General features: G+C 62.6%; 20 protein-coding genes and 2 tRNA genes. 12 read left to right on the top strand and 10 right to left on the bottom strand.

The features are described from left to right. Positions 1 to 183 precede the first annotated feature (183 nt). Together ACSQ22_RS08500 and ACSQ22_RS08495 are read right to left on the bottom strand one after the other, a co-directional pair. Complete coding sequence (locus ACSQ22_RS08500; protein WP_055393808.1) at positions 184 to 774, bottom strand: OmpW/AlkL family protein; 591 nt, start codon at positions 772 to 774, stop codon at positions 184 to 186. Positions 775 to 904: 130 nt separating this feature from the next. Next, positions 905 to 1,891 (bottom strand): DUF808 domain-containing protein, encoded by a 987-nt coding sequence (locus ACSQ22_RS08495; RefSeq protein WP_436130034.1) that lies wholly within the window; start codon positions 1,889 to 1,891, stop codon positions 905 to 907. Between the two features lie 276 nt (positions 1,892 to 2,167). Between ACSQ22_RS08495 and ACSQ22_RS08490 the strand changes: the two genes are divergently transcribed. Next, positions 2,168 to 2,851 carry a class I SAM-dependent methyltransferase gene (locus ACSQ22_RS08490; protein WP_121419814.1) on the top strand — a complete coding sequence of 228 codons (684 nt, stop codon included), beginning with the start codon at positions 2,168 to 2,170 and terminating at the stop codon, positions 2,849 to 2,851. Positions 2,852 to 3,043: 192 nt separating this feature from the next. On the opposite strand, the gene purL is transcribed toward ACSQ22_RS08490, so the two are convergent. Next, on the bottom strand, positions 3,044 to 7,051 hold the full coding sequence (gene purL, locus ACSQ22_RS08485) for a phosphoribosylformylglycinamidine synthase (RefSeq protein ID WP_436130033.1): 4,008 nt from the start codon (positions 7,049 to 7,051) through the stop codon (positions 3,044 to 3,046). A gap of 137 nt (positions 7,052 to 7,188) precedes the next feature. On the opposite strand from purL, the gene map reads away from it, so the two are divergent. Further along, on the top strand, positions 7,189 to 8,004 hold the full coding sequence (gene map / locus ACSQ22_RS08480) for a type I methionyl aminopeptidase (protein WP_055393799.1): 816 nt from the start codon (positions 7,189 to 7,191) through the stop codon (positions 8,002 to 8,004). Positions 8,005 to 8,090: 86 nt separating this feature from the next. Continuing rightward, positions 8,091 to 10,700, top strand: a complete 2,610-nt coding sequence (locus tag ACSQ22_RS08475) for a [protein-PII] uridylyltransferase (RefSeq protein WP_436130032.1) — start codon at positions 8,091 to 8,093, stop codon at positions 10,698 to 10,700. Positions 10,701 to 10,888: 188 nt separating this feature from the next. Here the strand turns inward: ACSQ22_RS08475 and def are convergent, their stop codons facing one another. Continuing rightward, positions 10,889 to 11,428 carry a peptide deformylase gene (def, locus tag ACSQ22_RS08470; RefSeq protein WP_218299770.1) on the bottom strand — a complete coding sequence of 180 codons (540 nt, stop codon included), beginning with the start codon at positions 11,426 to 11,428 and terminating at the stop codon, positions 10,889 to 10,891. Between the two features lie 105 nt (positions 11,429 to 11,533). Between def and ACSQ22_RS08465 the strand changes: the two genes are divergently transcribed. The 6 genes from ACSQ22_RS08465 to ACSQ22_RS08440 all read left to right on the top strand — a co-directional run bounded on the left by ACSQ22_RS08465 (position 11,534) and on the right by ACSQ22_RS08440 (position 14,890). Continuing rightward, on the top strand, positions 11,534 to 11,953 hold the full coding sequence (locus tag ACSQ22_RS08465; protein WP_055393793.1) for a YbaN family protein: 420 nt from the start codon (positions 11,534 to 11,536) through the stop codon (positions 11,951 to 11,953). A 137-nt stretch (positions 11,954 to 12,090) separates the two neighbouring features. Then, positions 12,091 to 12,166, top strand: a tRNA-Asn gene (locus ACSQ22_RS08460). A gap of 52 nt (positions 12,167 to 12,218) precedes the next feature. After that, a tRNA-Asn gene (locus ACSQ22_RS08455) sits at positions 12,219 to 12,294 on the top strand. Between the two features lie 198 nt (positions 12,295 to 12,492). Continuing rightward, positions 12,493 to 13,248 (top strand): leucyl/phenylalanyl-tRNA--protein transferase, encoded by a 756-nt coding sequence (gene aat, locus ACSQ22_RS08450; RefSeq protein ID WP_436130031.1) that lies wholly within the window; start codon positions 12,493 to 12,495, stop codon positions 13,246 to 13,248. Then, entirely contained in the window at positions 13,245 to 14,006 is a 762-nt protein-coding gene (locus ACSQ22_RS08445) for an arginyltransferase (protein WP_436130030.1), read from the top strand. The genes aat and ACSQ22_RS08445 overlap by 4 nt, the downstream gene beginning before the upstream one ends. 56 nt (positions 14,007 to 14,062) lie before the next feature. Next, a complete protein-coding gene (locus tag ACSQ22_RS08440) occupies positions 14,063 to 14,890 on the top strand; it encodes an IclR family transcriptional regulator (RefSeq protein WP_055393786.1) in 828 nt (275 codons plus the stop codon). A gap of 199 nt (positions 14,891 to 15,089) precedes the next feature. Here the strand turns inward: ACSQ22_RS08440 and pbpG are convergent, their stop codons facing one another. From pbpG to ACSQ22_RS08410, 6 genes are all read right to left on the bottom strand, one after another. Beyond that, positions 15,090 to 16,166 (bottom strand): D-alanyl-D-alanine endopeptidase, encoded by a 1,077-nt coding sequence (gene pbpG, locus ACSQ22_RS08435; protein ID WP_436130029.1) that lies wholly within the window; start codon positions 16,164 to 16,166, stop codon positions 15,090 to 15,092. A gap of 116 nt (positions 16,167 to 16,282) precedes the next feature. After that, the gene (locus tag ACSQ22_RS08430) at positions 16,283 to 17,821 is read right to left on the bottom strand and encodes a 2-isopropylmalate synthase (RefSeq protein ID WP_121419808.1); all 1,539 of its coding nucleotides are present in this window, start codon (positions 17,819 to 17,821) and stop codon (positions 16,283 to 16,285) included. Positions 17,822 to 18,034: 213 nt separating this feature from the next. Next, entirely contained in the window at positions 18,035 to 18,868 is an 834-nt protein-coding gene (gene pssA, locus ACSQ22_RS08425; RefSeq protein WP_055393781.1) for a CDP-diacylglycerol--serine O-phosphatidyltransferase, read from the bottom strand. Between the two features lie 192 nt (positions 18,869 to 19,060). After that, complete coding sequence (gene ilvC / locus ACSQ22_RS08420; RefSeq protein ID WP_436130028.1) at positions 19,061 to 20,077, bottom strand: ketol-acid reductoisomerase; 1,017 nt, start codon at positions 20,075 to 20,077, stop codon at positions 19,061 to 19,063. A 60-nt stretch (positions 20,078 to 20,137) separates the two neighbouring features. Continuing rightward, positions 20,138 to 20,629 carry an acetolactate synthase small subunit gene (gene ilvN, locus ACSQ22_RS08415; RefSeq protein WP_007857867.1) on the bottom strand — a complete coding sequence of 164 codons (492 nt, stop codon included), beginning with the start codon at positions 20,627 to 20,629 and terminating at the stop codon, positions 20,138 to 20,140. Between the two features lie 143 nt (positions 20,630 to 20,772). Beyond that, positions 20,773 to 22,566: an acetolactate synthase 3 catalytic subunit gene (locus ACSQ22_RS08410; protein WP_121506718.1), complete on the bottom strand. Its 1,794-nt coding sequence runs from the start codon at positions 22,564 to 22,566 to the stop codon at positions 20,773 to 20,775. Positions 22,567 to 22,859: 293 nt separating this feature from the next. Here ACSQ22_RS08410 and ACSQ22_RS08405 point away from each other — a divergent pair, with 293 nt between their 5' ends. From ACSQ22_RS08405 to ACSQ22_RS08395, 3 genes are read left to right on the top strand one after another with little or no spacing between them, the layout of a single operon-like run. Beyond that, positions 22,860 to 23,429 (top strand): RNA polymerase sigma factor, encoded by a 570-nt coding sequence (locus ACSQ22_RS08405; RefSeq protein WP_121419806.1) that lies wholly within the window; start codon positions 22,860 to 22,862, stop codon positions 23,427 to 23,429. Then, entirely contained in the window at positions 23,426 to 23,878 is a 453-nt protein-coding gene (locus tag ACSQ22_RS08400; RefSeq protein WP_121506719.1) for a DUF3619 family protein, read from the top strand. The genes ACSQ22_RS08405 and ACSQ22_RS08400 overlap by 4 nt, the downstream gene beginning before the upstream one ends. Positions 23,879 to 23,902: 24 nt before the next feature. Beyond that, positions 23,903 to 24,793, top strand: coding sequence for a DUF3106 domain-containing protein (locus ACSQ22_RS08395; protein WP_121419804.1), 891 nt, complete (start codon positions 23,903 to 23,905; stop codon positions 24,791 to 24,793). The last annotated feature ends 24 nt before the right edge of the window (positions 24,794 to 24,817 follow it).

Genomic DNA, 24,817 nt, shown 5'->3' with positions numbered 1-24,817 from the left:
GGCGCACGCACGGCGGCACGCCCCACACGCTCCCTTCACGCCATTGTGCGTCGCCTCGCCTGCAGCTGTGTGTAGGCCATTTCCGCACCCCCTAAAAAAAAGGGCTGGCGCAGGCGCCAGCCCTTTTAACCTTGGAGAACTCTTGCTGCCAGGAATGCAGGGCCAGCCTTGACCGCAGACTCCTTAGAAGCGCCAGCCCAGACCCACGCCCACCAGAACGGGGTCCACCTTGAAGGTGCCCAGCTTGGCACCGCCTGCGCTCACGTCGGTCTTGATGTAGACCTTCTTCACGTCGAAATTCAGGTACAGGTTCTTGGACAGCGGAATGTCCACACCGGCTTGCAAGGCGGGGCCAAAGCTGTTGCGGTCAATGTCCACACCAGCGGGCAGGTGCACGCCGGAGAAGCGCGTGTAGTTCAGGCCCGCACCCACGTAGGGCTTAAAGCCGGCTACGTCAAAGTGGTATTGCACAGTGAGCGTGGGAGGCAGGTGCTTGAGCGTGCCGATGGCAGCGCCGCCCGCACGCAGGGTGTGTTTCTGGGGGACGGTGAGGATCAGCTCGGCGGCGATGTTCTTATTGAAGAAGTAGGTGATGTCTACTTCAGGGATGGTCTTGTCGTTGACCGTCAGGCCCAGCGGTGTGCTGTCCTTGTTGGCGCTGTCAAGGTTGACAACGCGCGCGCGGACCATCCAGGGGCCTTCTGCTTGTTGCGCCAGCGCAGCGCCAGAAGACAGAACACACAGAGCGGCTACAGCCAGCAGAGTTTTTTTCATGGTGATTTCGCATCGGTTGGACGGGGACGACCCCCGTGCATGTATTGAACCGCTGCATCCACCCGCCGACCTTGCCCTATCTCAAGACCTCCGTACTAACCCTTAGACCTAGATCAAGGCATACCCATTCTCACGCTGTGGACTTGCCGCGCAGGCGCTGCACCAGCGTGACACCGGCCAGCACCAGCCCCCCGGCCACGATGCCCACCACCGCGTTGAGCAGATTCTCCACCACCACCTTCCACAACCCGCCCGTCGGCCATTGGCCTGCTGCGGCAGCTACGCCCTCTACAGCATGGTGCAGCACCGGAACGCCATGCACCAGGATGCCACCGCCCACCAGAAACATCGCCGCCGTGCCAGCAATGGACAGGCCCTTCATGAGCCAGGGAGCAGCGCGCAGGATGCCTGCCCCCACGGCACGGGCCGCGCTGCTGGCCTTGTTGTTGAGCCACAGGCCCAGGTCATCGAGCTTGACGATGCCCGCTACCAGGCCATACACACCGATGGTCATGATGATGGCGATGCCCGACAGCACGGCCACCTGCTGGGTAAACGGTGCATTGGCCACGGTGCCCAGCGTGATCGCGATGATTTCAGCCGACAGGATGAAGTCGGTGCGCACCGCGCCCTTGATCTTGTCCTTTTCAAAGGCTACCAGGTCCACCGCCGGGTTCGCATTGGCCTTGGCATGGCTTTCGTGCTCGGCCTCATCCTGGTGCTGGGCATGCAGCAGCTTGTGCGCCACTTTTTCAAAGCCCTCAAAACACAAAAAAGCGCCCCCCACCATCAACAAAGGCGTGACCGCCCAGGGCGCAAACGCGCTGATCAGCAGCGCGGCAGGCACCAGGATGACCTTGTTGATCATGGAGCCCTTGGCCACGGCCCACACCACAGGGATTTCGCGCTCGGCCCGCACCCCGGTGACCTGCTGGGCATTGAGTGCCAGGTCATCCCCCAGCACACCGGCCGTCTTCTGGGCGGCCACCTTTGTCATGACCGACACGTCATCGGCCATGGCAGCGCTCTTCTTGGCCGCCACCTTGGTCATGAGGGCCACGTCGTCGAGGATGGTGGCGATATCGTCCAACAGGGCAAGCAGGCTGCCAGTGGCCATGGGGAATCCTTGAAATAAGTCAGTACAAAATCGGCGGGCATGCCGCCATGCGTGCGCCGGACTATAGCAACGCCCAGGCCAACGGCGCCGCGCGGCACAGACCCCTCGATCTGGGCGGCCCTTGCACGACCTGTTTCCCACTGGTGGGCCGCCCCTTGCTCAGCACAGCGATGGATGGCGCGAATGCCGCCCCGCACAAAGCGCATACTCGCGCCCTCACCCATCACCTCTGGGGTCCTGGAGCATGTGCTCTTATTCGGGCTTCATGCCCAAGCCATGCCCGGCTACCTCACCAAACACGAAGACATCGCCATCACTGGCGCAGCCGACCTGATCATTCGATCATTGCTCGACAGGCAACAGTTCTCTGATCCACTGGGAGCCGCCGAGGCGCTTGGCATATCGTCGGCCGCGTGGCCCCTGTTCGGCCTGCTTTGGCCATCGGGGGCACAGTTGGCACAACGCATGGCCAGCCGCCCTTTGCTGACCGGCGAGCGCGTGCTGGAGATTGGCTGTGGCCTGGGCCTGGCAAGCCTGGTGTGCCACCGGCGCGGCATGGATGTGACCGCCAGCGACTGCCACCCGCTGGCACCAACGTTTCTGCTGGAGAACCTGCGGCTCAACGGCCTGCCGCCCCTCAAATACCGCACGGGCCAGTGGGGCGCGGACGCCGCCGCGGGAACAGGCGCGGTACAAGGTCAGTTCGACCTCATCATGGGCAGCGATGTGCTGTATGAACGCGACGCCCGCGCCTCGCTGGCCAGTTTTCTGGACCGCCATGCCGGCCAAGGCGCGCAGATCTGGATCGTGGACCCGAACCGGGGCAACCGCTCTACCTTCCACAAGCAGATGGCAGTGCACCGGTTTGAAGTGGTGGAAGAGCGCCTGGATCACCCGGCCCTGGAAGACCGCCCGGCCTACAAGGGCCGCCTGCTGATCTACCAACGCAAGATGGGATAAGCCCCTGAGCCGCAGGGAGCACCCTCACCCGAGGGGGCCAGGCTCTCGTTGCGGAGCAGCCCTTGGCTTGCCGCCTTTCACCCGCGCCGCACACATTTCTCAATGGTTGGCTCCACGAACAAAAGGCCGACCCCATGAGGGGCCAGCCTTTTGGCAACAACCGCCGCAGCGGTGCAGTTGATCAGCGCTGGGTCAGCCTACCCACTTGCGCGCGTTGCGCCAAATGCGCATCCAGCCGCTGTACTGCGCCTTGTCTTCACTTGTCCAGCTCATCTGCACGTTGCGGAACACGCGCTCGGGGTGCGGCATCATGGCCGTGAAGCGGCCGTCGGCCGTGGTCACCGCCGTCAGGCCGCCTGCGCTGCCGTTGGGGTTGAAGGGGTACTGCTCCGTCGCGCGCCCATGGTTGTCCACGTAGCGCATGGCGGCAATGGCCTTGTCGGCGTTGCCCCGGTACTTGAAGTTGGCATAACCCTCGCCATGCGCCACAGCAATCGGCAGTCGGCTGCCGGCCATGCCCTGCAGGAACAGGCTGGGTGATTCGAGCACTTCCACCAGCGAAAGGCGGGCTTCGAAACGCTCGCTCTGGTTGGTGGTGAAGCGTGGCCAGTCCTGCGCGCCGGGGATGATGTCGGCCAGCTCGGCAAACATCTGGCAGCCGTTGCAAACGCCCAGGCCAAACGTATCGGGGCGGCCAAAGAAGCCCTGGAACTGCGCGGCCAGCACGGGGTTGAAGGTGATGGACCGCGCCCAGCCGATGCCCGCGCCCAAGGTGTCGCCATAGCTGAAGCCGCCGCAGGCCACCACGCCCTTGAAGTCTTCGAGCTTGACGCGGCCAGTCTGCAGGTCGGTCATGTGCACGTCGTAGGCCTCAAAGCCTGCTTCCGTGAACGTGTAGGCCATCTCGATGTGCGAGTTCACACCCTGCTCGCGCAGGATGGCGACCTTGGGTTTGGCGAGGTTCAGGTATGGCGCCGCCACGTTATCAGTGGCGTCGAACGTGAGGTGCACGTGCATGCCGGGGTCGGTGGGCTCGCCCGCTGCGGCGTGTTCGGCATCGGCATTGGCGGGGTTGTCGCGCTGCTGGCAAATCTTCCAGCTCACCGCGTCCCACACCTGGTGCAGGTCGGCCAGCGGCGCACTGAATACGGCCTTGGCATCGCGCCAGACCTGCAGCTCGCCCTTGCCTGCGTCGATCTCGGACGATGCAGGACGCGTTTTGCCGACGAAGTGGCTGAACTTGGACAGGCCATGCTCGCGCAGGGTCTGCATCACGTCGTTGCGCTCGGCCGTGCGCACCTGCAGCAACACACCCAGTTCCTCGTTGAACAGGGCTTTCAGCGTGAGCTCTTCACGGCGAGCCCCCACCTGGCCTGCCCAGTTCTTGGCATCGCCCGTGTCCATGCGGCTGTCGCTGATGCCGTCGCCTTCAGTGACCAGTAAATCCACGTTCAGCGCCACGCCCACATGGCCCGCAAACGCCATTTCGGCGGCGGCCGCCAGCAGGCCGCCATCGCTGCGGTCGTGGTACGCCAGGATCTGGCCCTTGGCGCGCAGTGCGTTCACGGCGTTGACGAGGTTCACCAAGTCTTTCGGATCATCCACATCGGGCACCACATCGCCGCTCTGCTCCAGCGTCTGGCCCAGGATGCTGCCGCCCATGCGGTTCTGGCCCTTGCCAAGGTCGATCAGCACCAGCGTGGTGTCGGTCTCGGTGGCGTTGAGCTGGGGCGTGAGCGTGCCGCGCACGTCGGCAAGCGAGGCAAATGCGCTCACGATCAGGCTGACGGGCGAGGTAACTTTCTTCTTCTCAGAACCTTCGCTCCACTGCGTGCGCATGGACAGGCTGTCCTTGCCCACGGGGATGCTGATGCCCAGCGCAGGGCACAGCTCCATGCCCACGGCCTTCACGGTTTCGTACAGCGCGGCGTCTTCGCCGGGCTCGCCACACGCGGCCATCCAGTTGGCCGACAGCTTCACGCGCGGCAGCTCGATGGGGGCGGCCAGCAGGTTGGTGATGGCTTCGGCCACCGCCATGCGGCCCGAGGCGGGCGCGTTGATGGCGGCCAGCGGCGTGCGCTCGCCCATGCTCATGGCCTCGCCCGCAAAGCCCTTGTAGTCGGCCAGGGTCACGGCGCAATCGGCCACGGGCACCTGCCAGGGGCCGACCATCTGGTCGCGGTGGCTCAGGCCACCCACGGTGCGGTCGCCAATGGTGATGAGGAAGCGCTTGGAGGCGACCGTGGGGTGGGCCAGCACGTCGATCACGGCCTTTTGCAGCGGCACGCCGGTCAAGTCCATCGGTGCGAACTGGCGCTCCACGGTCTTCACATCGCGGTGCATCTTGGGCGGCTTGCCCAGCAGCACGTTCATGGGCATGTCCACGGGCAGCTTCTGGTCGTCGGCCGTAGCAGCAGGGTCGTGCAGCACCAGCTGGCGCTCTTCGGTGGCCGTGCCGATCACGGCAAACGGGCAGCGTTCGCGTTCGCAGAAAGCCTGGAATTGCGCCAGCGACTCGGGCGCGATGGCCAGCACGTAGCGCTCCTGGCTCTCATTGCTCCAGATTTCCTTGGGGGCCATGCCGGATTCTTCGAGCTGCACCGCGCGCAAGTCAAAGCGTGCGCCACGGCCTGCGTCGTTGGTCAGCTCGGGAAAGGCATTCGAGAGGCCGCCTGCGCCCACGTCGTGGATGGCGAGGATCGGGTTGGCCGCGCCCTGCGCCCAGCAGTGGTTGATGACCTCTTGCGCGCGGCGCTCGATCTCGGGGTTGCCGCGCTGCACCGAGTCAAAGTCCAGCTCGGCCGCGTTGGTGCCCGTGGCCATGGAACTGGCGGCGCTGCCGCCCATGCCGATGCGCATGCCGGGGCCGCCCAGCTGGATCAGCAGCGAACCGGCGGGAAACTCAATCTTCTTCGTCAGCTCGGCATCGATCACGCCCACACCGCCCGCGATCATGATGGGCTTGTGGTAGCCGCGCTGCACGCCGCCGACTTCTTGCTCGTACTCACGGAAGTAGCCGTTCAGGTTGGGCCGGCCGAATTCATTGTTGAACGCCGCGCCGCCCAGGGGGCCTTCGACCATGATCTGCAACGGGCTGGCAATGTGCTCGGGCTTGCCCACGGTGCTGCCCCAGAGCTTGGACACCGTGAAGCCCGTGAGGCCCGCCTTGGGCTTGGAGCCGCGGCCGGTGGCGCCTTCGTCACGGATCTCGCCGCCTGCGCCGGTTGATGCGCCGGGGAAGGGCGAGATGGCCGTGGGGTGGTTGTGGGTTTCCACCTTCATCAGCACATGCTGGGTAACGCTACTCTTTTGATAGCTATTGGCGCTTGATGGATCAGCGCCAGATCCCATTTTTGCCACAAACCGCTCGACCTGGTGGCCTTCCATCACCGAAGCGTTGTCCGAATACGCGATCACCGTGTGCTGGGGCGCCAGCTGGTGCGTGTTGCGGATCATGCCGAACAGGCTCTTGTCCTGCGCCACGCCGTCGATGGTGAACTGCGCGTTGAAGATCTTGTGGCGGCAGTGTTCGCTGTTGGCCTGCGCGAACATCATCAACTCCACGTCGGTGGGGTTGCGCGCGAGGCCCGTAAACGCGGTCACAAGGTAGTCGATTTCATCATCGGCCAGGGCCAGCCCAAAGCGGGTGTTGGCGGCCTCCAGGGCAGCGCGGCCGCCGGCCAGCACATCCACATGCTCCATGGGCGCGGGCTGCAGCTCGGTGAACAGCGCGGCGGCGGCACTGCGGTCGGCCACTACCGATTCGGTCATGCGGTCGTGCAGCAAGGCGGCCACCTGGGCCAGCTGCTCGGCCGTCAGTTCAGGGGTTTTGCCCAGCAGACCGGATTTGAGGCTGATGCGGTACTCGGTGATGCGCTCGACCCGGCGGATGGCGATGCCGCAGTTGCGGGCAATGTCGGTGGCCTTGGAGGCCCAGGGCGAGAGCGTGCCCAGGCGGGGCGTGACGATGAGCACGGCGCCGTCTTCGGGGCCCGCATAAGGGTCGCCGTAGGTCAACAGCGCGGCCAGGCGATCTTGCTCAGTGGGTGTAGGGGCCGCGTCGGTAGCGACCAGGTGCACAAAACGCGCTGCAATGCCGCTGATCTTGGGGTGGATCGCCTCCAGGGCGGGTTGAAGTTGCTGGGCGCGGAAGGAGCTGAGGGCGTTGCCGCCCGCCAGCGTGGTCATGTGCAAGGTCACGGTAGCGGCCTGTTGGGGGGTGTCAGGGGTAGAGGGTGGCTCCGGGCGCCAGCGTGCAGCCAGGACCGGAGCCCGCTATTTTACCGGGCATGGCCGCACCGCCTGCGTGGCGCGGGGGCCAATGGGATAATCCGGGGATGAGCATCACCATCAAAAGCGCTGAGGACATCGAGGGCATGCGCCTGGCCTGCCGTCTGGCCTCCGAAGTACTGGACTACATCGCCCCCCACATCAAGCCCGGCATCACCACCAAAGAGATCGACCGCCTGGGCGCAGAATGCATGGCCCAGCAGGGCACCATCTCGGCCACCGTGGGCTACCAGCCACCGGGTTATCCACCCTACCCGGCCTCGCTGTGCACCTCGGTCAACCATGTGGTGTGCCACGGCATCCCCAACGACAAGCCTTTGAAGAAGGGTGACATCGTCAATGTGGACGTGACTGTGATCACCAAGGACGGCTGGTATGGCGACAACAGCCGCATGTACCTGATCGGCGAATGCTCGATCGCCGCCAAGCGGCTGTCGGCCATCACGTTTGATGCCATGTGGCACGGCATCGTGCAGGTCAAGCCCGGCGCGCATCTGGGCGACATCGGCCACGCCATCCAGAAGTTTGCCGAAGGCCAGGGCTTTTCCATCGTGCGCGAGTTCTGCGGCCATGGCATTGGCAAAAAATTCCACGAAGAGCCCCAGGTATTGCACTACGGCCGCCCCGGCACGCTCGAAGAACTGGTGCCCGGCATGGTGTTCACCATCGAGCCCATGATCAACGCAGGCCGCCGCGAGGTAAAAGACTTTGGTAACGACGGTTGGACCATCGTGACCAAGGACCACAGCCTGTCAGCCCAGTGGGAGCACACGGTGCTGGTTACCGAAACAGGCTATGAAGTCATGACGCTGTCGGCAGGCTCGCCGCCGCTCCCGGCGTTTGTGACCGCGACCAAGACCTGACCCGCTCGCCGGCCTCTGCCAGCCGGCTCGCACAACTCTTGCATGGCTTTTTGCATGGCCCTTCTTCAGCGCGACCTTCGACGACCATGACCAAAATCCATGCCCTGCCTGAAGTGCACGTCCTGCGGGACGCCTACCGCAGCGACAAAGCGGCGCTGCTGGCCGCCATGAAAGCGACGGGGGCCTCGACACGCGGCATCCGGGTGCTGCTGCGCAAGCTGTCCACCCTGGCAGGCAACCTGCTGCAAACGCTGTGGCAGCGCGCCGAACTGCCTGCCGACATGGCCCTGGTGGCGGTGGGCGGTTTCGGGCGCGACCAGCTCTTTCCTTATTCGGATGTGGATGTACTGCTGCTGATGCCCGATGGTGCGGCGCCCGAGGCGGGCAGCGCACTGCGCACCCAGCTCGAAGGTTTCATCGGCAGCTGCTGGGATGCGGGGCTGGAGATTGGCTCCAGCGTGCGCACGGTAGCCGAATGCCTGGCCGAAAGTGCGGGCGATGTCACCGTGCAGACCTCCCTACTTGAATCACGCCTCGTGTGCGGTAACGCAGCGCTGTTTGAGGACTTCCAGCGGCAGTACCGCACGCAGATGAATCCCCAGGCGTTTCTGGTGGCCAAGACACTGGAGATGCGCCAGCGCCACAACAAGTACGAGAACACGCCCTATTCGCTGGAACCCAACTGCAAGGAGTCTCCTGGCGGGCTGCGCGACCTGCAGATGATCTTGTGGGTCTCCCAGGCCGCGGGGCTGGGCCGCAACTGGAAAGAGCTGGCCGCCAGCGGCATGGCCACCGCGTTCGAGGTGCGCCAGATCGAGCGCAACGAGGCGGTGCTGTGCCTCATCCGTGCGCGCCTGCATGCCGCCGCTGGGCGGCATGAAGACCGGTTGGTGTTTGACCTGCAGACCGCCGTGGCCGAGTCGTTTGGCTACCGCTCACAGGCGCCCGACGGATCGCGGCTGCCCATGCGCGCCAGCGAGAGCCTCATGCGGCGCTACTACTGGGCGGCCAAGGCTGTATCGCAGCTCAGCCAGATCCTGCTGCTGAACATCGAAGAGCGCCTGAATCCCTCGACGCACGAGCCGCGCCCCATCAACGAGCGCTTCTTCGAAAAGGCTGGGCTCATCGAGGTGGCCAGCGATGACCTTTACACGCGCGACCCACACGCCATCCTCGAAACCTTTTTGCTCTACCAGACCACGGTGGGCCTGAAAGATCTGTCAGCCCGCACCTTGCGTGCGCTGTACAACGCACGCGGCGTGATGGACGGCGCTTTCCGCCGCGACCCGGTCAACCGCGACAACTTCATGCGCATCCTGCAGCAGCCGTCGGGCATTACGCATGCCATGCGGCTGATGAACCAGACCTCGGTGCTGGGCCGCTACCTGTGGGCGTTTCGCGGCATCGTCGGTCAAATGCAGCATGACCTGTTCCACGTGTACACGGTGGACCAGCACATCCTGATGGTGTTGCGCAATGTGCGGCGCTTCTTCATGGCCGAGCATGCGCACGAGTATCCCTTTTGCTCGCAGCTGGCCGGCGGCTGGGACAAGCCGTGGATCCTGTACATCGCCGCACTTTTCCACGACATTGGCAAAGGCCGCGGGGGCGACCACTCGCAGATCGGCGCCGTGGAAGTCCGGCGCTTTTGCCGCCAACACGGCGTCGCCCGCGAGGACGCAAAACTCGTCGAATTCCTGGTCAGTGAACACCTGTCGATGAGCCGCATCGCCCAAAAGGAAGACCTGAGCGATCCCGACGTGATCGCCGCGTTCGCGCAGCGCGTGGGCAACGAACGCTATCTCACCGCGCTGTATCTGCTCACCGTGGCCGACATCCGTGGCACCAGTCCCAAGGTGTGGAATGCGTGGAAGGGCAAACTGCTGGAAGACCTGTACCGCGCCACGCTGCGCACCCTGGGCGGCCGGGCGCCCGACGCTGCCGCCGAAATCGAGGCCCGCAAGCGCGAGGCGCTGGTGCTGCTGGCCCTGAGCGCCCTGCCCTTCGAGGCACACAAGGCCCTGTGGGCCACACTGGACGTGAGCTATTTCATGCGGCACGAGGCTGCCGACATCGCCTGGCACACGCGCCACCTGTCGCGCCATGTCGGCACGGCAAAGCCTGTGGTGCGCGCGCGCCAGTCGCTGGCAGGCGACGGGCTGCAGGTGATGGTGTATGCGGCCGACCAGGCCGATCTGTTTGCGCGCATCTGCGGATATTTCGACCGCGCAGGGTTTTCCATCCTGGATGCCCGCGTGCACACCGCGAACAACGGCTATGCCCTCGACACCTTCCAGGTGGTGGCCTCATCGCAGCCGGGGCACTACCGGGAGCTGACGCACATGGTCGAAAGCGATCTGGTGCGTGTGATCGAGGCCGGTGGCCCGCTGCCCGAGCCCGCCCGCAAGCGGGTCTCGCGCCGGGTCAAGAGTTTTCCGGTGGCGCCGCGCGTCACCCTGCGACCCGACGAAAAGGCCCAGCGCTGGCTGCTGGCCATCTCGGCCAGCGACCGGGCGGGCCTGCTCTACCTAGTGGCCCGTATCCTGGCGCAGCACCACCTGAGCGTGCAACTGGCCAAGGTCAGCACCTTGGGGGAGCGGGTGGAAGACACCTTCCTGATCCAGGGCCCCGAGCTGCAGAACAACGCCCGCCAGATCGAGATCGAGACCGAGCTGCTGCGCGAACTGTCCGCGTGAGCCACGCTCGACAAAATGCTACCTTTTTAATAGCAACCAGAGCCTTACCAGAAGGCGCTAGCGGCCTTTTTTGACATATGGCACCTTGATCAGCTTCAGCAACCACGCGTACGAAGCCCTCACCCACAGCAATATCTATCCCGGTGCGGGTACACCGGGGACAGATGTGTGCCTGTCAAGCGGAGGCATCAGTCGTCCTCGTTGGCGCTGATCTCCGGGAACAGCACTTCGGTAAAGCCGAACTGCGTGAAATCGCGCACCCGCATGGGGTAGAGCTTGCCGATGAGGTGGTCGCATTCGTGCTGCACCACCCGGGCATGAAACCCTTCCACCGTGCGGTCGATCGGGTCGCCATACGGATCAAACCCGGTATAGCGAATGCGCGACCAGCGGGGCACCTTGCCGCGCAACCCTGGCACCGAAAGGCAACCTTCCCAGTCCTCATCCTCCTCATCACCAAGGGGCATGATGACCGGGTTGAGCAAGACGGTGGGAGGGACCACGGGCCGGTCCGGGTAGCGTGGATTGCGCTCGCCAGATCCAAAAATCACGAGCTGCAGATCCACGCCGATCTGCGGCGCCGCAAGCCCCGCGCCATTGACAGACTGCATGGTCTCGAACATGTCGCGCACCAGAAGGTGAAGCGCATCGGTATCGAATTCAGTGACAGGCTGGGCAACACGCAGCAGGCGCGGATCGCCCATCTTCAGGATGGTGTGGATGGTCATCGACGGTGCATTCAGGTCAAGAGAAAAGCGGCACATGCGCTGCTGCGGCAGCATAGCGCGTGCGCACGCCCCGGTGCTGCCGCCGGGGCATTCACAATAACGGACATGCCCCAGCCCCCCACCGAGTCCCACGAAGACGCCGCGCCGCCACTGCGCACCCTGCCCTGGCCCGTGCGCTGGCTGCTGCTCGCATTTGCCGTGCTGTGCCTCGTCATGGGCATCATCGGTGTGATCGTTCCCGGACTGCCGACCACGGTGTTCATCCTCATGGCGGCCTGGGCCGCAGCCCGCAGCTCGCCACGGCTTTACCGCTGGCTATGGAACCACCGCTTGTTCGGCCCCCTGCTTCGCAACTGGGCCCAGGGCGGCAAGGTCAGCCGACGGGCCAAGTGGAGCGCCACACTGCTCATGGCGCTGAGCGGCATCGTGCTGTTCGCCACGGGCACTCGGCCGTGGGTGGTGGGTATCGCCATCACCTCCATGGTTTGCGTGGCAGCCTGGCTGTGGCACCGCCCCGAGCCCTGAAGCCCGCCCTTCCCCTCACCGGAGTAGTGAAAGTTGGCCGTCATTCGCACACCTCGGCACGCGACCGCAACACCACGCAAGAACCCGCCGTCAAATCTTCGGAGCCCCAATTTTTATGTATATAATCTAAGTCTTGTTCCTCGATAGCTCAGTCGGTAGAGCGCCGGACTGTTAATCCGTAGGTCCCTGGTTCGAGCCCAGGTCGAGGAGCCAAGAATTTTGCAGGCCCTGCATGTGTACGCGGGGCCTTTTACATACCGATCATTCCTCGATAGCTCAGTCGGTAGAGCGCCGGACTGTTAATCCGTAGGTCCCTGGTTCGAGCCCAGGTCGAGGAGCCAGCCAAGAAGCCCGCCATGTTCACGCATGGTGGGCTTTTTCATTCACACGCCTCAAGAAAATCCACCACCCCTGTGCCTGCCTGACAATACAGTTCTTTGTCATGACTTGCACAAAACTGGCCCAGCCAAGCGGCTCATCCCAATGCGAGGCGGCCGTTGCACGCCGATTTGCGCAAGTCCTATTTGTATTGCAACCCCATGCCCCCGCAACTGCCTTGGCTGGAGCTTGAAGATCCGCTACCCGACCCTGCGAAAGCATGGGGACCCGACGACCCCGCCCCCGGACTCCTGGCTGCCGGTGGCACGCTGGATGTAGCGCATCTGCGAGCGGCGTATGCCCAGGGCACGTTCCCCTGGTACGGCCCGGGGCAACCCATCTTGTGGTGGGCTCCCGATCCACGCATGGTCTTGCCCGTGGCGAACTTCCGACTCCATCGCTCGCTTCGCAGGACCCTGCAGACATTCCGAGCAAATACAGCCTGCGAGATCCGCATAGACCACAACTTCCTGGACGTGATCACAGCCTGCGCCAGCAAGGAGCGCGACGGGCAGGCGGGCACCTGGATCGTGCCCGAGATGGTTGAAGCCTACACCCGCCTCCATGCAGCGGGCAGTGCTCATAGCGTTGAAACCTGGATCGATGGAAAACTGGCAGGCGGCTTGTATTGCGTCGCACTGGGGCAGGCAGTGTTCGGTGAGTCGATGTTCGCCCACGCTACCGATGCATCGAAAATCGCGCTTGCAGCCCTGGTGGCCTTGTGCCGCCGCCAGGGTGTGGCAATGATTGATTGCCAACAGAACACCCGGCACCTGGCCTCATTGGGAGCCCACGAAATCTCGCGAGCCCAGTTCCTTTCTCACATACAAAACGCACTGGACCAGCCCGCCCTCTCGTGGTCTTTTGAACCCGTATACTGGAACGAGCTGCTGCCCTTCACGGCGCCCACGGCATGACGCAACTCAATGACCTACCACTGCAGACCCTGCAGTTCTACGCGACAGCCCCTTACCCCTGCAGTTATCTGCCGGACAGGCAGGCACGGTCGCAGGTCGCCACGCCCAGCCACCTGATCCAGAGCGATGTGTATTCCGATCTTGTGGCCAAGGGGTTTCGCCGCAGTGGCATGTTCACTTACCGCCCCTATTGCGATGGCTGCCAGGCCTGCACCCCCTTACGCGTGCTGGTGAACGAGTTTCAGCCGGATCGGAGCCAGCGGCGCGCTACCGTGCGGCACGGCAACCTGCAGGCGCGGGTATTGCGCCTGTGTTTTGTACCCGAGCACTATCAGCTGTACCTGCGCTACCAGAACGGCCGCCATGCGGGCGGCGGTATGGACCATGACAGCATCGACCAATACACGCAGTTTCTGCTGCAAAGCCGGGTGAATTCACGTCTGGTGGAGTTCCGCGAAACAGATGACACAACAGGAGAGCCCGGCGCGCTCAAGATGGTGTCCATCCTGGACGTGCTCGACGACGGGCTTTCTGCGGTCTATACCTTCTACGAACCCGAGCCACATTGCAGCTACGGCACCTACAACGTGATGTGGCAGATTGCCCAGGCACGCTCCCTGGAGTTGCCCCATGTGTACCTGGGCTACTGGATCGAGGCCAGCCCCAAGATGAACTACAAGGCGCGCTTTCACCCCCATGAGATCCGGACCGATGGCCAATGGCATCGCGCCAGCCTGGGCCCGAATCAGAGCGCGTGAATGCAGGCTCGCATTTCACAAGATAAAATGCTGCGGCCGTCACTGCATCGCCGTCCATGAAAAAAAACGATCCCAGCATCCCCGTCAAACCCAGCGTTCAGGTGCTTGAACGCATGTTTACGCTGATCGATGTTCTGGCGTCACGCGAAGAGGCGATATCTCTCAAGGAAATCAGCGAGAAAACAGGGCTGCACCCGTCCACCACGCACCGCATCCTGAACGACCTCACGATTGGCCGTTTCGTGGATCGGCCAGAATCGGGCAGCTATCGACTGGGCATGCGCCTGCTGGAATTGGGCAACCTCGTAAAAGCGCGCCTGAGCGTGCGCGATGCCGCCCTGACCCCGATGCGCAATCTTCACAAGCTGATCCAGCAGCCCGTCAATCTGAGCATGCGCCAGGGCGACGAGATTGTGTATGTCGAACGTGCCTACAGTGAACGCTCCGGCATGCAGGTGGTGCGCGCCATTGGCGGACGGGCCCCTCTGCACCTTACCTCCACAGGCAAGCTATTTCTGGCCCTGGACGACCCCCAGCGCGTGCGGGCCTATGCCACCCGAACCGGTCTGGCCGGACACACCCGCAACAGCATCACCCAATTGCCCATCCTGGAGCGCGAACTCGCCAAAGCACGCCAGTACGGTATTGCCCGCGACAACGAAGAGCTGGAACTGGGCGTGCGCTGCATGGCCGCTGGCGTCTACGATGACCAAGGCAAGCTGGTAGCCGGACTGTCCATATCAGCACCCGCTGATCGACTGGACGAAGGATGGCTTCCCAAGCTCCAAGCCACGGCCAACGAGATTTCTCTGGCTCTGGGTCACACACCCAGCATGGAAGCGTCAGCATCCGGTGATGCGGGTTTGCGTCCGGGACTTCGCTGAGCCTCGGGACACAACAGCTACCGCAGCCGCAGCCGGGCCTGATCCTTGAAAAAAAACCGACGCGGGCAGTGATGCCCGGTCGGCCGGTGGATCCATCAAATCAGGGCACAAGGCAGTCGGCACGAAATCCCGCCGACGCTACCAGCACCAAATGCTTGGCGCACAAGGGATGGATGTACAAGCGACAGGATTAACTGCCTCACCCATTGGACCCTGCACGGGCCTGCAAAGGCGCCGTCAATGACGGCATCGACTCCACCCAATGGCGCACACGCTCAGCATCACCCAGGCGGCTGAATTTGCCCGCCGAATCCAGAAACACCATGATGAGCTTGCGCCCGGCGATCTGGGTTTGCATCACCAGGCAGCGCCCTGCTTCCGAGATGTAGCCGGTTTTCTGGAGACCAATGTCCCAAGTGGGGTTTTTTACCAGCCCATTGGTGTTGTTGTACTGCAATGTTTTGGGGCCCACTGCCACCTCATATCCCGGAGAGGTGGACAGTTCGCGCAGCAGGGGATCACCATGCGCCACATTCACCAGGGTAGCCAGGTCACGTGCGCTGGACTGGTTGCGGCTGGAAAGGCCAGTTGGCTCTACATAACGGGTATCGGTCATGCCGAGCAGGCGGGCCTTGACATTCATCTGTACAACAAACGCTTCGAGGCCACCAGGGTACGTACGACCCAGCGCATGCGCTGCGCGGTTCTCGCTGGACATTAGCGCCAGGTGCAGCATCTCGCCCCGGGTCAACGTAGAGCCCACGGTCAGGCGCGAGCGGCTGCCTTTTTCGGTGTCAACGTCATCCTGGGTGATCGTAATGGGCTCATCCATCGGCAGCTTGGCCTGGGAAATCAGCAAGCCCGTCATGAGCTTGGTCAGGGACGCAATGGGAAGCACGGCCTGATCATTCTTGCTGAGCAGGACTTCATGCGTGTCCTGGTCGATGACGAGTGCGACGCTGGACTTCAGGTCCAGCGGATCACTCACCTCATGCAGCCCCGCCATTTGCCCGAACGACTGCTTGGCAGGCACAAAGGCCACACGGGTCGGCGCCTTGGCGGTCTTGGCCGTGACACGCACGGCCCGGGTATTGGTAGCGACCTTGCGGGCCGGAGCAGCGCGCTTGGCATTGGCCGAACTGACTTGCTGCTTTTTGGCAGGCGCCTTGGAGCGCTCACCTGAGTGCGCAATCGGCACAACCAGCGCCGTACTGACGACGACAAAGCCCAAAACATGGAAAAAACGGGTCACTGCGGCGCGGTGGCGATGGTGCATCAAAGTGCTCCAAACGGTAATAAGTGTTGAGCAGTGTACAGAATCAAAAAAAGTCGCGCAAGATCAATACCTTGCGCGACTTTCCAAGAAAGTGAATGAAATTATAAATTGATCGTTCAACCCTGTGCAGCCACCCGGTCAGCTTTACTTTGTAACTTGTTCAGCGCACTCAGATAGGCCTTGGCCGAAGCAACCACGATATCGGGGTCTGCTCCCACGCCGTTGACCACGCGGCCACTGTTCTGCAGGCGCACGGTGACCTCGCCTTGGCTCTCTGTCGAGCCGCTGATGGCGTTCACCGAGTACAGCACCATCTCCGCACCACTCTTCACATGCGATTCGATGGCCTTGAGTGAGGCATCCACAGGGCCGTTTCCTTCGGACTCGCCCCGCACCTCCTGGCCATCTACCGTAAAGACGATGCGTGCTCGGGGGTGCTCACCCGTTTCGCTCTGCTGGAACAGAGAGACAAAGCCATATTGCTCCCTTTCGCTGGTCACGCTCTCATCACTCACCAGCGCCAGGATGTCCTCGTCAAAAATCTCGCTCTTGCGATCGGCCAGTTCCTTGAAACGCGTGAAAGCGGTGTTGACTTCGGTTTCACTGTCCAGGCTCACACCCAGTTCCTGCAGGCGCTGCTTGAAGGCGTTGCGGCCGCTGAGCTTGCCCAACACGATCTTGTTGGCGCTCCAGCCCACATCCTCGGCACGCATGATTTCGTAGGTATCGCGCGCCTTGAGCACGCCATCCTGGTGGATACCACTGGCGTGCGCAAAGGCATTGGCCCCCACCACGGCCTTGTTCGGCTGCACCACGAACCCCGTGGTCTGACTGACCATCCGGCTGGCCGCGACGATGTGCTGGGTATCAATGTTGAGATCGAGGTTGAAATAGTCGCGGCGGGTCTTGACCGCCATGACCACCTCTTCGAGCGAACAGTTGCCAGCGCGCTCACCCAGACCATTGATCGTGCATTCCACTTGGCGCGCGCCGCCAATCTTCACACCAGCCAGCGAATTGGCCACGGCCATGCCGAGGTCGTTGTGGCAGTGCACGGACCAGATGGCCTTGTCGCTGTTGGGAATGCGCTCACGCAGGGTCTTGATGAAGTTGCCGTACAGCTCGGGGATGGCGTAGCCCACGGTGTCGGGCACATTGATGGTCGTGGCACCCTCGGCGATCACAGCTTCGAGCACGCGGCACAGGAAGTCTGGGTCGCTGCGGTAGCCATCTTCGGGGCTGAACTCAATATCTCCCACCAGGTTGCGCGCAAAACGCACCGACTGCTTGGCCTGCTCAAGCACCTGCTCTGGCGTCATGCGCAGCTTCTTTTCCATGTGCAGCGGGCTGGTGGCAATGAACGTATGGATGCGCGCACTGTTCGCCCCTGCAAGCGCTTCAGCTGCGCGGGAAATGTCGCGGTCATTGGCGCGTGACAGCGAGCAGATGGTGGACTCCCTGATGGCATTGGCTATCGCCTGCACCGCCTCGAAATCGCCGTTCGAGCTGGCCGCAAAACCGGCCTCGATCACGTCCACCTTCAGGCGCTCCAGCTGGCGGGCAATGCGCAGCTTCTCATCCTTGGTCATCGAGGCGCCGGGGGACTGCTCGCCATCGCGCAAGGTGGTGTCGAAAATGATGAGTTTGTCAGCCATGTTGTTTCTCCTGGTACTGGTGGGGTGGGATTGGCCCGCAACACTAAAAATCTGGCGCCCAAAACAAAAGGCCCGTTGCGGGTGCATACGGGCCTTTGTGGAAAAAGTGTGCGCGTGCGCCTACTGTCTCCGCCCGTGGGGAGGTAGCAGTAGGGCCAGTGCAAACGTATTCATGCGGTGCAATGTAGCACAACTGGCCAGACATCATTCCAATCACTTGTGCAGTCCACGTTCGTCCGGTTCGTCCGTCGAGGTGCTGATCACGCTGCTGTGCTGCCCTTTGGCCTTGCGCCAGGCGTACACGCCGTAACCGCTCAGGCCGTAGAACACGAACACACCAAACAGCACGATGGGCGGGTGGATGTTGATGATGGCAATGCCCAGCGCGATCAGCACAATGGCTGCAAAAGGCACGCTCTTTTTCATCTGCACATCCTTGAAGCTGTAGAACGGCACATTGGTCACCATGGTGAGCCCCGCGTACAGCGTGAATGCGAACATGATCCAGGTCGTCTGACTCCAGGTCAGCCAGTGGTCTTCACCAGGATGCACGCCCAGCTCGGTCATCAGCCAGATGAACCCCGCCACCAAAGCTGCAGCGGCTGGCGAAGGCAGCCCCTGAAAATAGCGCTTGTCCACCACGCCGGTATTCACATTGAAGCGCGCTAGGCGAAGCGCGGCACAGGCGCAGTACACAAATGCGGCAATCCAGCCCCAGCGGCCCAGCCCCTGGAGGGACCACTCATAGGCGATCAGGGCAGGCGCCGCCCCAAAGGACACCATGTCGGAGAGCGAATCCATCTGCTCGCCAAACGCACTCTGGGTATTGGTCATGCGCGCTACCCGGCCATCAAGACTGTCGAGCACCATCGCACAAAAAACGCCCACGGCCGCCATATCGAAACGGCCGTTCATGGCCATCACGATCGAATAGAAGCCCCCAAACAATGCCGCCAGCGTGAACAGGTTGGGCAGGATGTAGATGCCCTTGCGCCGTTTGCGCACCATCACACCGGGGTTGTCGGTGGATTCATTGCCGTCATGCATTAAATTGACCTCCAGCGCTTGCCCATATTGCGTGAGCAGCTATTAAATTTATAGTATCCGGCAATTCCCGCTGCACAGACAGATCGCCGCGCGCCATCAAGGCGAAGGTCGCAGTGTAGCGCCTGCCAACAGGACCGACCGCCAACGAAAAAGGCCACCGAAGTGGCCTCGTGATGCTCCAGCGATGGAGAATCAGTTGCGGGTCTGATCGACCAGCTTGTTCTTGGCGATCCAGGGCATCATCGCGCGCAGCTGGCCGCCCACCTTTTCGATGCTGTGGTCGGCCGTATTGCGGCGGCGGGCCGTCATGCTCGGGTAGTTCAGGCGACCTTCTTGGATGAACATCTTGGCGTATTCGCCGTTCTGGATGCGCTTCAAGGCATTGCGCATGGCGGCGCGCGACTGCTCGTTGATCACTTCAGGCCCCGTCACGTACTCGCCGTACTCGGCGTTGTTCGAGATCGAGTAGTTCATGTTGGCAATGCCGCCTTCGTAGATCAGGTCGACGATGAGCTTGAGCTCGTGCAGGCACTCGAAGTAGGCCATTTCAGGGGCGTAGCCGGCTTCGACCAGGGTTTCGTAACCCATCTTGATCAGCTCGACGGCACCGCCGCACAGCACGGCTTGTTCGCCGAACAGGTCGGTCTCGGTTTCTTCCTTGAAGTTGGTCTCGATGATGCCGGCCTTGCCGCCACCGTTGGCAGCTGCGTAGCTCAGGGCCAGGTCACGGGCCTTGCCGGACTTGTCCTGGTGCACAGCGACCAGGTGGGGCACGCCGCCGCCTTGGGTATAGGTGTTGCGCACGGTGTGGCCAGGGGCCTTGGGGGCGACCATCCACACGTCCAGGTCAGCACGGGGCACGACCTGGTTGTAGTGCACGTTGAAGCCGTGGGCAAAGGCCAGCGAGGCGCCTTGCTTGATGTTGGGCTCGACGTTGTTCTTGTAGACGGCTGCGATGTCTTCGTCAGGCAGCAGGATCATGACCACGTCAGCGGATTTGACGGCGTCGTTGACTTCCAGAACCGTCAGGCCGGCCTTGCCGACCTTGTCCCACGATGCACCACCCTTGCGCAGGCCGACCACGACCTTCACGCCACTGTCGTTCAGGTTTTGTGCGTGGGCATGGCCCTGCGAGCCGTAGCCGATGATGGCCACGGTCTTGCCTTTGATCAGGCTCAGGTCGGTGTCTTTGTCGTAGAAAACTTTCATGGGTCGCTCCGGTTGAAATGCGTTGTTGGGGTTGAAATGGGAAAAACGGGGTGAATTGTCTTACACGCGCAAGATGCGCTCGCCGCGGCCTATGCCGCTGGCACCCGTACGTACGGTTTCCAAGATGGCCGTGCGGTCAATGGCCTGCAGAAAAGCGTCGTTCTTCGACTGGTCGCCGGTCAGCTCAATCGTGTAGCTCTTCTCGGTCACGTCGATGATGCGGCCTCGGAAGATGTCGGCCATGCGCTTCATCTCCTCGCGCTCCTTGCCCACCGCGCGCACCTTCACCATCATGAGCTCGCGCTCGGTGTAGGCACCTTCGGTGAGATCCACCACCTTCACGACCTCAATGAGGCGGTTCAGGTGCTTGGTGATCTGTTCGATCACATCGTCGGAGCCCGTGGTCTGGATCGTCATGCGCGAGAGCGATGGATCCTCAGTGGGCGCCACGGTGAGCGATTCGATGTTGTAACCACGGGCAGAAAACAGGCCGACAACGCGCGACAGCGCACCGGGTTCGTTTTCCAGCAGAACGGCAATGATGTGTTTCATAGGTGCAGATTCCTCTTTTCGCTGCCCTCCCCCGTGCACGGTAATGCACGGGCTTGGCAGGCAATAGATTCGTCAAAAAAGTGAATGCTATCTATTCGATAGCTGGTAGCGCTTGACGAACAAGCGCTGGAGGCCGATTTGGCTTAAAGGTCCTCCGACCCCAGCAGCATCTCGGTAATGCCCTTGCCGGCCTGGACCATCGGGAACACGTTCTCGGTGGGGTCGGTGCGGAAGTCCATGAACACGGTGCGGTCCTTGAGCTTGCGGGCTTCGCGCAGAGCGGGCTCTACGTCCTTGGGACTCTCGATCAACATGCCCACATGGCCGTACGCCTCTGCCAGCTTCACGAAGTTGGGCAGCGCGTCCATGTAGCTGTGGCTGTAGCGGCCGGAGTATTCGATCTCCTGCCACTGCCGCACCATGCCCAAGTAGCGGTTGTTCAGCGAGCAGATCTTGATCGGCGTGTTGTACTGCAGGCAGGTGGACAGCTCCTGGATGTTCATCTGCACCGAGCCTTCGCCAGTGATACAGAACACCTCGGACTGCGGCTTTGCCAGCTTGATACCCATGGCGTACGGGATGCCCACGCCCATGGTGCCCAGGCCGCCAGAGTTGATCCAGCGGCGTGGCTCGTCAAAGCGGTAGTACTGCGCGGCCCACATCTGGTGCTGGCCCACGTCGGACGTGATGTAGGTGTCCGCGTCCTTGGTCATGTTCCACAGCGTTTCGACCACGTACTGGGGCTTGATGACGTCTGGGCTGCCCATGCTGTACTTGAGGCAGTCGCGCTTGCGCCAGCCTTCAATGGTGTCCCACCAGGCGGCCAGAGCACCCGAGTCAGGGCGCGTGCTGCTCTCGCGGATCATGGAGATCAGCTCGGTGAGCACGTCCTTGACGTCGCCGACGATCGGGATATCGACCTTCACGCGCTTGGAAATGCTCGACGGGTCAATATCAACGTGGATGATCTTGCGGTCGTTCTGCGCAAAGTGCTTGGGGTTGCCGATCACGCGGTCATCAAAACGCGCGCCCACAGCCAGCAGCACGTCGCAGTTCTGCATGGCGTTGTTGGCCTCGATGGTGCCGTGCATGCCCAGCATGCCCAGGAACTTGCGGTCCGATGCGGGGTATGCACCCAGGCCCATCAGCGTGTTGGTGACCGGGTAGCCCAGCATGTCCACCAGCGTGCGCAACTCATTGGTGGCATTGCCCAGCAGCACGCCACCGCCGGTGTAGATGTAGGGACGCTTGGCCGCCAGCAGGAGTTGCAGCGCCTTGCGAATCTGACCACCATGGCCCTTGCGCACAGGGTTGTACGAGCGCATTTCCACGCTTTGTGGATAGCCACTGTACGGCACCTTCTTGAAGGAAACGTCCTTGGGCACATCCACCACCACGGGGCCGGGGCGGCCGGTGCGGGCAATGTGGAAGGCCTTCTTCATCGTCATGGCCAGATCGCGCGGGTCCTTGACGAGGAAATTGTGTTTGACGATGGGGCGGGTAATACCGACCGTGTCGCACTCCTGGAAGGCATCCAGCCCGATGGCGGGCGTGGGCACCTGTCCGGAAATGATCACCATCGGGATGCTGTCCATGTACGCCGTAGCGATACCGGTCACTGCGTTGGTGAGACCTGGGCCGGATGTGACCAGCGCAACGCCCACTTCACCCGTGGCGCGGGCATAGCCGTCGGCAGCGTGCACGGCGGCCTGCTCATGGCGCACCAGCACGTGCTGGATGGTGTCTTGTTTGTAGAGCGCGTCGTAGATGTAGAGAACTGCACCGCCGGGATAGCCCCAGATGTACTGGACGTTCTCAGCCTGAAGCGACTTGATGAGGATCTCGGAACCCATGAGGTCCTGAGCAGCGGAAGCGGGGGAGGTGTTGCCCTGCGAAGCAGCGGCCGCTGAAGAGATTTCAGCCTTGGAGATTTCCATGATCGATCAACCTTTGTGAATTTCTCTGACGAAAAACCTTGGGTGCTCCTAACACGCGCTCTTGTGAAGCCAGCTTGGAACTTGAGGCCAAGGACATGGGCGGGATGATTGCCGCGCCGGACCGTGACCCGTTTGCCTTTGAATTGCAGTGGCGATTATCGCACTGCAACACATGTAAAACTGCCATCCCCCGAAAAAAACCCCGGCGGATGCGATAATCAAAGGCTCCACGTGCCGGATAGCCACATTTTTGTGAACTCACCGGCACCGATCCCCTCCCGGGCTGACCCGTCTTGGCAACCGAACGAGAACTCTCCGACTTCCTCAAAAGTGTAGAAAAGCGCGCATTCAAGCGCTCGGTCTACCACGTTCGCAATGAGGAAGCGGCGCTCGACATCGTGCAGGACAGCATGCTCAAGCTGGCAGAGCACTATGGTGACAAGCCAGCGGCTGAGCTGCCCATGCTCTACCAGCGCATACTTTCCAACTGCACGCTGGACTGGTTTCGCCGCCAGAAAACCCGCAATGCACTGTTTTCGAGCATGAGCGACTTTGAAGGTCCCGGCGAAGATGGCATGGATTTTGATCTGCTTGAAGCGTATTCAGGACCGGAAAATGGGGAACGGGCAGAGAGCGCCGAGGATCTGACCCGGCGGGCGCAGATCTTTCACGGGATCGAAGCCGAGATTGCCGAGCTGCCCCCACGTCAACGGGAAGCGTTCCTGATGCGTTACTGGGAAGAAATGGATGTAGCAGAAACGGCAGCCGCCATGGGCTGCTCCGAAGGCAGCGTCAAAACGCACTGTTTTCGTGCCATACAAACCCTCAGCAAGGCACTGAAGGCCAAAGGAATCGAGCCATGAACACCGTACAGACCCCATCGACACAGGCAGAAGCTGCGGCAGAGCGCTTTGCACTGCGCGTCACGGCGCGCTTGTCCAGCGGCACCGACGAATTGCCTTACGACATTTCCGAACGGCTGCGCGCCTCGCGCATGCAAGCCCTTGCCAAGCGCAAGAAAGACACCGTGCCGGTGCGTCTGGCGGCACCCGTTGTGGTGCATGCGGGTGGCAGTGCCACGCTGGGCCGTGGCGGCAACGAGGGTGGCGGCTGGTGGAATGCACTGGTGTCTGCCGTTCCGCTGATGGCACTGGTGGTGGGGCTGGTGGTCATCAACATTGCCCAGGACGAAAGCAGCGCCAATGACCTGGCCGAAGTCGATGCAGCCCTTTTGACCGACGATTTGCCACCAGCAGCCTACGCTGACCCTGGCTTCGTACAATTCCTCAAAACCTCTGCCCCGTCGAACTGAGCCCCGCCCCCGACCGCGTACTGCATGCACCCAAGTTCACCCGACGCTTCCCCTGCCCTGCCAGCCTTCGTGCTGGCTTTGGCGCTCTTGGGCGTGCTCGCAGCGGTGGGTGGCCAGGTGCTGGTACAGATGCGCATGGCACCCGGCACCCTGCTGCCTGCGGGGGCTGAAGCTGCGGTGGCCAGCCCCAACAATGCCCGCACGTCCACCCGGCCTGGCACCATGGCAGTGCCACAGGTCGAGACCGGCCCGGGCTGGGAAACCCTGACCACGCCCCAGAAACTGGCGCTGTACCCACTGGCAGAGCGCTGGGCGCTCATCAGCGAAGCGCAAAAGCGCCGCTGGCTTGCGCTGGCCGCCAACTTCTCGGCGCTTCCTGAAGAAGAACAGGCCAAATTTCATGACCGCATGACGGACTGGGCCAGCCTGAGCGCACAGCAGCGCAACCAGGCCCGGCTGAACTATGCAGTCACCAACCGGCTTGCCCGCGACGACAAACGCGCCCAGTGGGAGGCCTACCAGGCGCTATCCGACGAGGAAAAACGTGCGCTGGCTGCGCGTGCCGCCCCCAAGCCCAAGGGCGCCGCCACGGCCTTGCGCCCCGTGTCGCCCAAGAAGCTGGCCCAGGTTCCGGCGGCCACGCAGGCCAACCCCAGCCGCCCCAACGCACCGAAGATTCCGCCCGTGCTCGACCACAGCGCCCCCCGTGTGGCGGCACCGGTCACCCCCACGGCGCCCCCGGCGACCGGCGTGCCCACACAAAATCCGGCCTCCAACGTGGTCGAGACGGCGCCCGTCTCGATTCCGGTGGCAGTACCGGCAGCACTCCCCCCTCTGGGCGCAGGTTCCGCAGAAACACCTGCGACAACAGCGCCCATGGTCACTCCCGACAACTCCGGCCTGTATCCTCAGTAGTCCCGTCGCTGGCCGACACTCTCC

The sequence above is a fragment of the Acidovorax sp. LjRoot38 genome (assembly GCF_964252975.1).
GTDB classification, from domain to species: Bacteria; Pseudomonadota; Gammaproteobacteria; order Burkholderiales; family Burkholderiaceae_C; genus Acidovorax; species Acidovorax facilis.
This window is presented reverse-complemented; position numbering and strand designations above follow the sequence as displayed.

Excerpts from the sequence above, each read along its gene's own strand:
- ACSQ22_RS08500 (WP_055393808.1), bottom strand. The coding sequence starts at position 774 with ATGAAAAAAACTCTGCTGGCTGTAGCCGCTCTGTGTGTTCTGTCTTCT.
- ACSQ22_RS08495 (WP_436130034.1), bottom strand. The coding sequence starts at position 1,891 with ATGGCCACTGGCAGCCTGCTTGCCCTGTTGGACGATATCGCCACCATC.
- ACSQ22_RS08490 (WP_121419814.1), top strand. The coding sequence starts at position 2,168 with ATGCCCGGCTACCTCACCAAACACGAAGACATCGCCATCACTGGCGCA.
- map (WP_055393799.1), top strand. The coding sequence starts at position 7,189 with ATGAGCATCACCATCAAAAGCGCTGAGGACATCGAGGGCATGCGCCTG.
- ACSQ22_RS08475 (WP_436130032.1), top strand. The coding sequence starts at position 8,091 with ATGACCAAAATCCATGCCCTGCCTGAAGTGCACGTCCTGCGGGACGCC.
- def (WP_218299770.1), bottom strand. The coding sequence starts at position 11,428 with ATGACCATCCACACCATCCTGAAGATGGGCGATCCGCGCCTGCTGCGT.
- ACSQ22_RS08465 (WP_055393793.1), top strand. The coding sequence starts at position 11,534 with ATGCCCCAGCCCCCCACCGAGTCCCACGAAGACGCCGCGCCGCCACTG.
- aat (WP_436130031.1), top strand. The coding sequence starts at position 12,493 with ATGCCCCCGCAACTGCCTTGGCTGGAGCTTGAAGATCCGCTACCCGAC.
- ACSQ22_RS08445 (WP_436130030.1), top strand. The coding sequence starts at position 13,245 with ATGACGCAACTCAATGACCTACCACTGCAGACCCTGCAGTTCTACGCG.
- ACSQ22_RS08440 (WP_055393786.1), top strand. The coding sequence starts at position 14,063 with ATGAAAAAAAACGATCCCAGCATCCCCGTCAAACCCAGCGTTCAGGTG.
- pbpG (WP_436130029.1), bottom strand. The coding sequence starts at position 16,166 with ATGCACCATCGCCACCGCGCCGCAGTGACCCGTTTTTTCCATGTTTTG.
- ACSQ22_RS08430 (WP_121419808.1), bottom strand. The coding sequence starts at position 17,821 with ATGGCTGACAAACTCATCATTTTCGACACCACCTTGCGCGATGGCGAG.
- pssA (WP_055393781.1), bottom strand. The coding sequence starts at position 18,868 with ATGCATGACGGCAATGAATCCACCGACAACCCCGGTGTGATGGTGCGC.
- ilvC (WP_436130028.1), bottom strand. The coding sequence starts at position 20,077 with ATGAAAGTTTTCTACGACAAAGACACCGACCTGAGCCTGATCAAAGGC.
- ilvN (WP_007857867.1), bottom strand. The coding sequence starts at position 20,629 with ATGAAACACATCATTGCCGTTCTGCTGGAAAACGAACCCGGTGCGCTG.
- ACSQ22_RS08410 (WP_121506718.1), bottom strand. The coding sequence starts at position 22,566 with ATGGAAATCTCCAAGGCTGAAATCTCTTCAGCGGCCGCTGCTTCGCAG.
- ACSQ22_RS08400 (WP_121506719.1), top strand. The coding sequence starts at position 23,426 with ATGAACACCGTACAGACCCCATCGACACAGGCAGAAGCTGCGGCAGAG.
- ACSQ22_RS08395 (WP_121419804.1), top strand. The coding sequence starts at position 23,903 with ATGCACCCAAGTTCACCCGACGCTTCCCCTGCCCTGCCAGCCTTCGTG.